The sequence below is a fragment of the Mycobacterium parascrofulaceum ATCC BAA-614 genome (assembly GCF_000164135.1).
Taxonomy (GTDB): Bacteria; Actinomycetota; Actinomycetes; order Mycobacteriales; family Mycobacteriaceae; genus Mycobacterium; species Mycobacterium parascrofulaceum.
Window position 1 is genome coordinate 1 of sequence record NZ_GG770604.1, and the last position, 1,500, is coordinate 1,500.

The window sequence follows — 1,500 nt, forward strand, 5'->3', positions numbered from 1 at the left end:
GATATGTAGAGAACATTGTCAAGAAGGCAAGGTGAGGCGCCGCCGGGGAGCTACCCAGGCGGCGCCTCGTTGCTTCCTCGGCCAGTCTGTGTGGTGAGCGTGTCGTTAGCGACGCGCGGTCAGACTGATATACGCGGATTGGCTACCGCAGGACGGTGTTTCGGCTGGATCGCATCCGCATGTCTAGCATCGAGCGTCACCCGCATGGGCTGCTCATAGGTGTGTCGCGGGTCGATCCACGCGCTGCCACCACGGACCTCGTGAGGAAGCAGATCAGGTGGCGGTCAGTCGTCCATGACCGCCAGCGACCAGCACCAGCCGGCCAGTTCACGCGCGACCGCGACATTGGCCGTCACGGGTCGCTTACGTCGCTCCAGGAAGCCCACCCACCTGCCGTGCAGGCGGCGGTTGCCTTCGTCCCCGCGGACGCGAGCGGCCGGCGAGGCGAGGTCCCACCGCGAACGCATCACCGCACCCACGTGATATCGCGGCTTGTGATGCCACGCCGCCTCGACCAACAGCCGCCGGACATGGCCGTTGCCGGTCTTGGTGATAGGACCCTGAGCCCTCGAGGAACCCGACGAAAACTCCGAGGGAACCAACCCGACAAACGAGCCAATCGTGTTGCCGGTGAACCGGTTCCAATCACCAATCTCGACGGCCAACGCAAACCCGGTCAACGTGTTCACCCCCCGCAGACACGACACCCGCCGCACAATCGCAGCGAACTCACCATCGGCGGCCATCTCCTCGATCGCTGCGTCCAGACGCCGCCGCCGGGCCTGCATCGTCAACACGTGGTCATAGTCGGCGTCAAAGGCCATCCGCGTCGCCGGCGCCCTGAGCTGGGGCGCGGCGACGGTGCGCAGCCACTGATCATGGGCACCGGTCCAGGCCGCCCTGCCGTAGTACACGATGCCGTGACGCAACAGCAGCTTGGACAGGCGATGCCGGGCCCTCATCAGGTCGCCGCGGCAGTCCTCGCGGGCACGCACCAAGTCACGAGCCGCTTCCTGACCCACGCTCGGGATCGACACCGACGTGATCTCATCAAGACGCAACAACCGGCACAGATGCAGGGCGTCGCGGGCATCGGTCTTCACTCGATCACCAGCGGGCTTCTGCAGCTTCGACGGTGCCACCACGACGCAGCGGATCCCGGCCTCCGTCAACGACCGCTGTAAGCCGAAACCGGTGGGACCCGCCTCGTAGGCCACCGCCACCGGCCCCTGCAGTCCCGATATCCACGACCGGATGTGCTCATGGGCCGGGGTCAGGCGAGCCTGCTGAACCTCACCGGTCACGCTATCGATGGCCGCTGCTGCTACCGAACGTGCGTGCACGTCCAGTCCCACACTCGTACGCTCTGTAAACACCGGGGCCTCCCACCACTGTCGGATAGACCGGGCAGGCGACTCCCTACTCGGTAACCCACGAACATGGGTGAGTGGGGCCCCGGCCCGCAACCCCCGACTCAACGCCGACGGCCACCCATACTGT

At 66.1% G+C, this 1,500-nt stretch carries 1 protein-coding gene; it reads right to left on the reverse strand.

The annotated features are described in order from the left end of the window. Positions 1–284 precede the first annotated feature (284 nt). Entirely contained in the window at positions 285–1,376 is a 1,092-nt protein-coding gene (locus HMPREF0591_RS29750; RefSeq protein WP_040624506.1) for an IS110 family RNA-guided transposase, read from the reverse strand. Positions 1,377–1,500 lie beyond the last annotated feature (124 nt).